General features: G+C 62.0%; 6 protein-coding genes. 3 read left to right on the top strand and 3 right to left on the bottom strand.

Annotation, left to right across the window (positions count from 1 at the left end; genetic code table 11):
* Positions 1-648, bottom strand: a 648-nt coding sequence (locus tag M2281_RS28920) for a CHASE3 domain-containing protein (RefSeq protein WP_280824661.1), incomplete at its 3' end; no start/stop codon positions are given.
* A gap of 644 nt (positions 649-1,292) precedes the next feature.
* Positions 1,293-3,284: a methyl-accepting chemotaxis protein gene (locus M2281_RS28915; RefSeq protein WP_280824660.1), complete on the bottom strand. Its 1,992-nt coding sequence runs from the start codon at positions 3,282-3,284 to the stop codon at positions 1,293-1,295.
* A gap of 536 nt (positions 3,285-3,820) precedes the next feature.
* Here M2281_RS28915 and M2281_RS28910 point away from each other — a divergent pair.
* The 3 genes from M2281_RS28910 to M2281_RS28900 all read left to right on the top strand — a co-directional run bounded on the left by M2281_RS28910 (position 3,821) and on the right by M2281_RS28900 (position 6,770).
* Positions 3,821-4,270 carry a pyridoxamine 5'-phosphate oxidase family protein gene (locus M2281_RS28910; RefSeq protein WP_280824659.1) on the top strand — a complete coding sequence of 150 codons (450 nt, stop codon included), beginning with the start codon at positions 3,821-3,823 and terminating at the stop codon, positions 4,268-4,270.
* 149 nt (positions 4,271-4,419) lie between these two features.
* Positions 4,420-4,761, top strand: a complete 342-nt coding sequence (locus M2281_RS28905; RefSeq protein ID WP_280824658.1) for a hypothetical protein — start codon at positions 4,420-4,422, stop codon at positions 4,759-4,761.
* Between the two features lie 200 nt (positions 4,762-4,961).
* Positions 4,962-6,770, top strand: a complete 1,809-nt coding sequence (locus M2281_RS28900; protein ID WP_280824657.1) for an ABC transporter ATP-binding protein/permease — start codon at positions 4,962-4,964, stop codon at positions 6,768-6,770.
* Positions 6,771-6,795: 25 nt separating this feature from the next.
* Here M2281_RS28900 and M2281_RS28895 read toward each other — a convergent pair whose 3' ends face one another.
* Positions 6,796-7,344, bottom strand: a complete 549-nt coding sequence (locus tag M2281_RS28895) for a methylated-DNA--[protein]-cysteine S-methyltransferase (protein WP_280824656.1) — start codon at positions 7,342-7,344, stop codon at positions 6,796-6,798.
* Between the last annotated feature and the right edge of the window lies 1 nt (position 7,345).

Here is a 7,345-nt window from a genome sequence, read left to right as displayed (position 1 = left end):
CACCGTGTGCTCGCCCGCCGCCAGCTTGCGCATCGCCTCGGTCATCCGGCTCACCGGCCGCGCAATCTGCAACGACAGCCACCAGCCAATCACAACGAGGATAGCGACGATACCGATCGAACCGCCAAGCTGGACATCCTTGACGACAGATGCGGCGTCGTTCTTCTGCACCGCGACGTCATCCAGCCAGCTAGCGATCTTGGCCTGCACCTCTGCAATCGCCGAGCGTGCCATGGCTACCTTTTCCGACCCTGCCGAGGAGGTGATCAGCTCGCGTCCTCGAGCATAGGTATCTGGTTTTGACGCGAATTCGATCCCCGGATCGCCGTATTCGGAGGTCCACTGACGTGCCATGGTGCGAATATTTTCGATGGAGTCCTGGAGCAGCTGATCGCCGGCAGCGTCCTTCTTCGCAGCGTCGATCGCTCTGTCGAAGTCTTTGGTCGTTGCGTAATAGCGCTTCTGGATATCGTCCCGCAGCGACAGCAAATAGAGACGCGCGAGGTTCATCCGATCGATGTTCACGGCCTCCGCCTTGCCGATATTGGTCAGCAGGCGGTTGGCGATCTCATAGTCCTTCCCGGCGGCTTCCATCGTGACGACGGACCGCATCACCAGGAATGACACCACGACGCTGATCAGGATCACAACCGAGAAACCCAGCGCCAGCTTGCGCGTGATGTTGAGATTGGTGAGCGAAAAGCCTCGTCTCCGCCCCGGGGCTTGGAGGTGGGGCGCAGGCGCTGCCGCGTCGAATGGGAGGGAACTCATCGGTTGTTTCCTTGGCATCGGATTAGGATTCGGGGGTGCTCCCGCAAAGCGGCCGTTGGGGCGCGTTCTGTCGTGCGGTGAAGGGCCTGCGCCTTTGCACCTTGGGCAACTTTGCGGGTTGTAAAAGGGAAGTTGGGGGCTTCGAAATTGCCGGCATGCCTCGTCAAGGAGGCGGATCCGCCGGCGGCGTTTCAGTACCTGCTATATTCCGTGATGAGTTTTCGGCTTCGTCAGCCTGTTCCGCTCATCGATGCGCTTATGTTCGATCACTCCTGTCGTGACCTGCCCCTGACATGACTCAAGGGTAAGCACACCGCGCATTACTGAAACGTAAAGACCCCTAATATTCCCGTTAGTTTACACATAGATAGCACCTGCCCGATCCTGAAGGGCGGAACTTCGTATCTGTGGTTGTCTCACCTCCTGTCTGCGCAACCTACCGGAGCGCACGCTTTGGAATGATGCCGTAACGGCACTACAACCTTCGGTATCTGGCCCCGGCTTGTGGGCGGAAACCGATCCTAGAACTCCTGCCAGCCGTCGGCGGCCGGGGTGGCGGCGCGGGCGGCTGCGCCATAACCGCCACTGGCAACCCGAAGCTCGGGCTTGCCACGTTGCGCGGGCTTTGTAGTCGCCGGGCGGATCGTTTCGACAGTCGCCAGCTTACCCAGTCGGAAGCTGCTGATCTGCCGAGACAGTTCTTCGGTCTCCTGCGCCAGCGAGTGGCTGGCGGCGGTCGATTCCTCGACCATCACCGCGTTCTGTTGCGTCACCTGGTCCATCTGGTTGACCGCCGTGTTGACCTGATCGAGGCCTGCCGACTGCTCCTGCGCTGATGCCGCGATGTTGGTGACCACGGCGTTGATCTCGGCGACCTGGACGACGATGCGCTCCAGTGCCTTGCCGGTGGCGTCGACCAGCTTGACGCCCTCGCCGACCTGGGTCGACGAGGCCGAGATCAGGTTCTTGATCTCGCGCGCCGCTTCCGCCGAGCGCTGCGCCAGCGCCCGCACCTCGGAGGCGACGACGGCAAAGCCGCGCCCGGCGTCGCCGGCGCGCGCCGCCTCGACGCCGGCGTTGAGCGCCAGGAGGTTGGTCTGGAAGGCGATCTCGTCGATGACGCCGATGATGCGGCCGATCTGCTCGGACGACTTCTCGATCGTGCCCATTGCCGCGATCGCCTGGCGCACCACGGTGCCGGACGTCTCGGCGTCGCCCTTGGCCGACGACACCACCTCGCGGGCGTGGCTGGCGCCCTCGGCGGTCTTCTTCACCGTTGCGGTGATCTGGTCGAGCGCGGCGGCGGTTTCCTCGAGGCTCGCCGCCTGCTGCTCGGTGCGCCGCGACAAATCGTCGGCGGCCGACGAGATCTCGCCGCTGCCGGCATGGATCGCCTTCACCGAAGTGGTGATGCTGAGCATCGTCTGCTGCAGCTTCTCCACAGATTCATTGAAGTCGGAACGCAGCTTGACGAGCTTGTCAGGAAACGGCGCGTCGATGCGGAACACCAAATCGCCGCTCGACAGCCGGTCGAGCCCCTCGCCAAGGGCTGAGATCGCCACTTGGTCCTGGCGGTCTTCCTCGGCCTTGGCGGCCTCGCGTGCGGCGCGCTCGGCCTCGGCGCGGCGGCGGCTGTCCTCGGCCTCGGTTTCGAGGCGCAGCTTCTCGATCGCCGCGTCCTTGAAGCTCTGCACCGCGGTCGCCATCTGGCCGACCTCGTCGCGGCGGCCGACCGCGGGGATGATGATGTTATGGTCGCCGGCGGCGAGGTTGCGCATCGCCCCCGTCATCTGGCTCACCGGCTTCGCGATCTGGCGCGACAGGATCCAGGCGATAAGGGCAAGAGCGGCGACCGTGATAACCCCACCGGCGACCTGGAGATGATCGGCTGAGGTCAGCGCATCGTCCTTGAGCGTGCGGATGCCTTCGAGCCAGTTGGAGACCTGCTTCTGCACCTCGACAACCGCCGGGCGCACGGCCTGCTGCGCCTGCGCTGCGCGATCGGACACCGCAAGCTCGCGGGCCTGGAACACGGTTTCAGGATTGCTGGCAAGCTCGACCATCGGGTCGCCGGCATCGAGCCGCCATTGCCGCGCCGTCATGTGGAACTTTTCGATGACCGAGACGAGTGCCTGATTGTCCTTGGCCTCAGTCTTCGCATTTGCGATCTGCTCTTCGAAGAGCTGCGTGGTCTCGCGATAGAGCTTGAGCACGTCGGGCTTCTGCGCGAGCGTGTATTGCCCAGCAAGGTTCACGCGGTCGAGATGCAGGGCTTCCGCCTTGCCCAGATGCGTCAGCAGACGGCTTGCCGCCTCGAATTCAGCACTCGCATGTTCGACGGTCGAGAGGGATCTCGACATGAGAAGCGCCACCGCGACGCTGATGATCATGATGACCGAAAAGGCCAGGACCAATTTGCGCATGATGCTGAGATTGGCGAGCGAGAGACTCCGTTTCTGCGACCGGGTGCTGACCTGCGGCGCGGAAACTGCATCGAATGGGATGGAACTCATCGGATTTCCTTAAAAATACGTAATTAGAAATGTCGCGTTCCTGCAGGCCGTCGCCGCCGGGAAAAGTCCGGCTGCGCGGTGAAAAGCCTTTAGCTTCGCACCGTGTGAACATGCGGGTTGTGAAATAAAGACGCCCGACGCGAGGCCGGAGACGACTTCCTATGATGAAACTAGAGTCAGATGAGAAGCTTTGGCCCAGAGCGTATCGCTGGCCGACTACCTTATAAAATTTGATACTTTAGCTTTATAAAAAATACATCGGAGGAATGCTCCGAACTTAATACGTCAATATTTAATGACGGCAGCCTATGCATAAGATATTACTTAATTGTAAACGAGGAATATCGTGGTATTTCAATTGGATGACCCGAACAATCAGTGAGTGGATTTACCGCCTCGGCGGCGCGACGCAGGAACCGAGTCGGACGCCTGTCCAGTTCGAGCGTTCGACCATTTGCCATAGCGAGACGTTTGCTCGGCGCATGTCGGCGTATTAGATTTGCAGCGCGGGGAGGGGTGAGTACCCGAGCGCGCCCATGTTCGTGAAGGAAATGACACGAGCCGATTGCACGGCCCTGCTTTGGGCATGCCGGCTGGGCAGGCTGGCCTGTTCCTACAATGACCAGCCCTATGTCGTTCCGATCTATTACGCCTTCGACGGCCATCACCTCTACAGCTTTTCCATGCCCGGAAAGAAGCTGTTGTGGATGCGCGAGAACCCGCGTGTCTGCGTGCAGATCGACGACTGCTCGAAGCATCTGGGCTGGCGCAGCGTGGTGGTCGACGGTGTCTACGAGGAACTAACCGGCCCGCGCGATCGGCACTATGGCTGGTCGCTGCTGCAGCAGCATGCCAACTGGTGGGAGCCGGGCGCCCTGACGCCGGATCAGCCGCTGCTATCCAGCCATTCCGACCATCTCTTCTATCGCATCTGGATCGAGCACATCACGGGGAGGCAGGCGGCCTGTGGGGAGAGGGCGGTCTGAACCGGTCGCCTGCGGATGGCGGTCGCGAATGCCGCCAGTTTACCAAGCGGGTTCAAATATTTCAGGGCGCCTAGTCCCGTCATATTCCCATGTTCACGCACTGCTGTTATCGAAATCCGGCCCAATTACGGGCAGGGGTGAACATTTCCATGACATTTAACGTTCGTGCAATTGCTGCCGGCGCTGTGGCGGTCTGTCTGGCCTCGGCAGTTTCCGCCAAGGCCGAAGATCTGGTCTTCACGCTGACCAACGGTACGAGTTCGGTGCTGACCGAGTTCTATACGTCGCCGACCGGCGTCGACAATTGGGAGGCCGACGTTCTGGGCCGCGACGTGCTCAATCCGGGCGAAAGCGCCACTGTGACCATCTCCGACGGCCGCTCGGTCTGCAACTACGACATGCGTTTCGAGTTCACCGAGGACTCCGATCTCACCACGACGACCGACACTCAGAACCTTTGCGATCTCGGCGACTACACGATCCACGAGTAATTCGTGCATCATGGCCCTCGCCTTTTGCGGGGCGAGGCCATTCCTTCAGGCGTGGTGACGTACAAGTTTCCGCGCCATGACCTTCCCCGTCCAGATCACGACACGCTACCAGACATTTGCTTAAGAGGGGCTGGTAAAGGGGCCGCCTTGCGACGCACTATATTTCCTTAGTGCATGCTGCGAGGAAAGGATCTGCACCGATGGCGGATCAGGCACAAGGCAAGTCGAAAACCCAACCGCCCGCCGGCATCGAAGAAAGCCTTGCCCGGCAATTGATGATGATGTGGCGAGCTTTCATGGCTTCGCCCGTCCGCTACGTCTTGTTCGGCTTGATGGCGGGAATGATCATCGTCGTCACCGCGACGGCGTATGGACAGGTCCTGCTCGTCACATGGAACCGGCCTTTCTACGACGCGCTGGAACGGCGGGACCTGCACGAGTTCTTCCACCAGCTTTCGGTCTTCGCTTACATCGCGGTTTTCCTTCTGCTGCTCAACGTCGCGCAGACATGGCTCAACCAGATGCTTCGGCTGAAGCTGCGTGAAGGGCTGACGCTCGATCTGATCACCGAGTGGATGCGCCCGCGCCGCGCCTTTCGCCTGGCCAATGCCGGGGCTATCGGCGTCAATCCGGACCAGCGCCTGCACGAGGATGCTCGCCACCTCAGCGAGCTTTCCACCGACCTCGGCGTCGGCCTGTTCCAGGCCTCGGTTCTGCTATTGAGCTTCATCGGCGTGCTGTGGTCGCTCTCCGGCGGATTTTCCTTTCATGTGGCCGGCAAGGCGATCACCATCCCGGGCTATATGGTCTGGGCGGCGATCATCTATGCAGGGACAGGCTCGTGGCTGAGCTGGCTGGTCGGCCGCCCGCTGATCAAGCTCAATGGCGACCGCTATGCGCGCGAGGCCGACCTGCGTTTCTCTCTGATGCGTGTCAACGAACACATCGACGCGATATCGCTTGCGGCAGGCGAAGCGGATGAGAAGCGGCGGCTGGAGTTCGATCTCGGGAGCGTGCTGTCGGCATTGCGCAACATCGTTGTGGCGACCACGCGGCTTACCTGGGTCACCGCGAGCTATGGCTGGCTTACGGTGATCGCGCCGATCATCGTTGCCTCTCCGGTCTACTTTCACGGGGATATAAGTTTCGGTGGGCTGATGATGGCGGTCGGAGCCTTCAACCAGGTTCATGCTTCGCTGCGCTGGTTCATCGACAACATCAGCAACATCGCGGACTGGCGCGCCACTCTGCTGCGCGTTACGGCCTTCCGGATGGGTCTGCTCAAGACCGACGATCTGCACGATATGGAAAAGCGCATCGAGCTGGTGCCGCTGGATGGCGAACGCATGACGTTCGACGGTCTTGAGGTCGCCTCGCCCAGCGGCTGCACGAGGCTGGTCGACAAGCATGTTGAGATATTGCCCGGCGAACGGGTGCTGGTCACCGGCGACCCGGGAGTGGGGAAGACGCTGTTCTTCCGCGCGGTCGCAGGGCTCTGGCCTTGGGGCAACGGGCGCATCGGCCTGCCGTCGGGCAAGCCGCCGATCTTCGTGCCGCGCACGCCCTATCTGCCGCCGGGCACGCTGCGCGAGGTTTTGTGCTATCCGCGAAGCTCCGAAACGTTCACGCAGGCCGACCTGACGGCGATTCTGGTGGATTCGGGGTTGGGCAGACTGATTGAGTCCCTCGACCGCACAGCGCGCTGGGACCGGGAACTTGTCGACAGCGAACAGCGCCTGATTTCCTTCGCCCGGCTGGCCCTGCACAAGCCGGATTGGGTGGTGATCGACGAAGCGCTGGACATGCTGGAAAGCGATGCGCGTCACCGTATCTTCGCGCTGCTCGAGAGCTACCTGGCCGACGCCGCCATCATCAATATCGGTCGCGGGACCAACGGGCACTTCTTTACGCGTACCCTGCATCTGGCACGGGATCCGCGTGGCCAGACGCTTCGGCCTTTCCGCGTCGCACCAGCCCAGCCGGTCGACATGGCCGCGACGGGGTCGTGAACGGGCGAGGGTTGAGGCTGATCGGTCAGCGCAGGCGTTGTCTCGATGCCTCGTGATCAATCAGCCAGCGCTTGCGCTCGATGCCGCCGCCATAGCCGGTCAATGCGCCATTGGCGCCCACCAGCCGATGGCAGGGAATGATGACGGAGAATGGATTGGCGCCGTTGGCCGTGCCGACCGCCCGCACCGCCTCGGGCTTGCCGATGCGGGCGGCAAGCGTCGAATAGGGGATCGGGTTGCCTGCTTCCACCGTGCGTAGCGCGTTCCAGACTTTGTTCTGGAACTCCGTGCCGTCGAGGACGACGGGAATGCGGTCTATGGCGCCGGCGTCGCCGCCGAAATAGTCCCGGAGCGCCGAGCTGATATTCGGCGGCGTTGCGCCTTCCACGAGTTCGAAGTCGCCGCGGGCGAAACGCAGGCCGAGCGACCGGTCCAGACGGTGCCGGCGATCGGCGAACTCTGAGGCCCGCAACAGGCCATCCCGATCGGTCGCGACCATGAAGCCGCCCAGCGGTGTGTCCAGCGTCTCGAGGACCAGCGCAACCTGTCTTGTGGCTTGGCTGCTGGTTGTCATT

The sequence above is a fragment of the Pseudaminobacter soli (ex Li et al. 2025) genome (genome assembly GCF_029892515.1).
GTDB lineage: Bacteria > Pseudomonadota > Alphaproteobacteria > Rhizobiales > Rhizobiaceae > Pseudaminobacter > Pseudaminobacter soli_A.
The sequence above is the reverse complement of the archived record's forward strand: the minus strand, read 5'-3'. Positions and strand labels throughout refer to the sequence as shown.

Excerpts from the sequence above, each read along its gene's own strand:
- M2281_RS28895 (WP_280824656.1), bottom strand. The coding sequence starts at position 7,344 with ATGACAACCAGCAGCCAAGCCACAAGACAGGTTGCGCTGGTCCTCGAG.
- M2281_RS28915 (WP_280824660.1), bottom strand. The coding sequence starts at position 3,284 with ATGAGTTCCATCCCATTCGATGCAGTTTCCGCGCCGCAGGTCAGCACC.
- M2281_RS28905 (WP_280824658.1), top strand. The coding sequence starts at position 4,420 with ATGACATTTAACGTTCGTGCAATTGCTGCCGGCGCTGTGGCGGTCTGT.
- M2281_RS28910 (WP_280824659.1), top strand. The coding sequence starts at position 3,821 with ATGTTCGTGAAGGAAATGACACGAGCCGATTGCACGGCCCTGCTTTGG.
- M2281_RS28900 (WP_280824657.1), top strand. The coding sequence starts at position 4,962 with ATGGCGGATCAGGCACAAGGCAAGTCGAAAACCCAACCGCCCGCCGGC.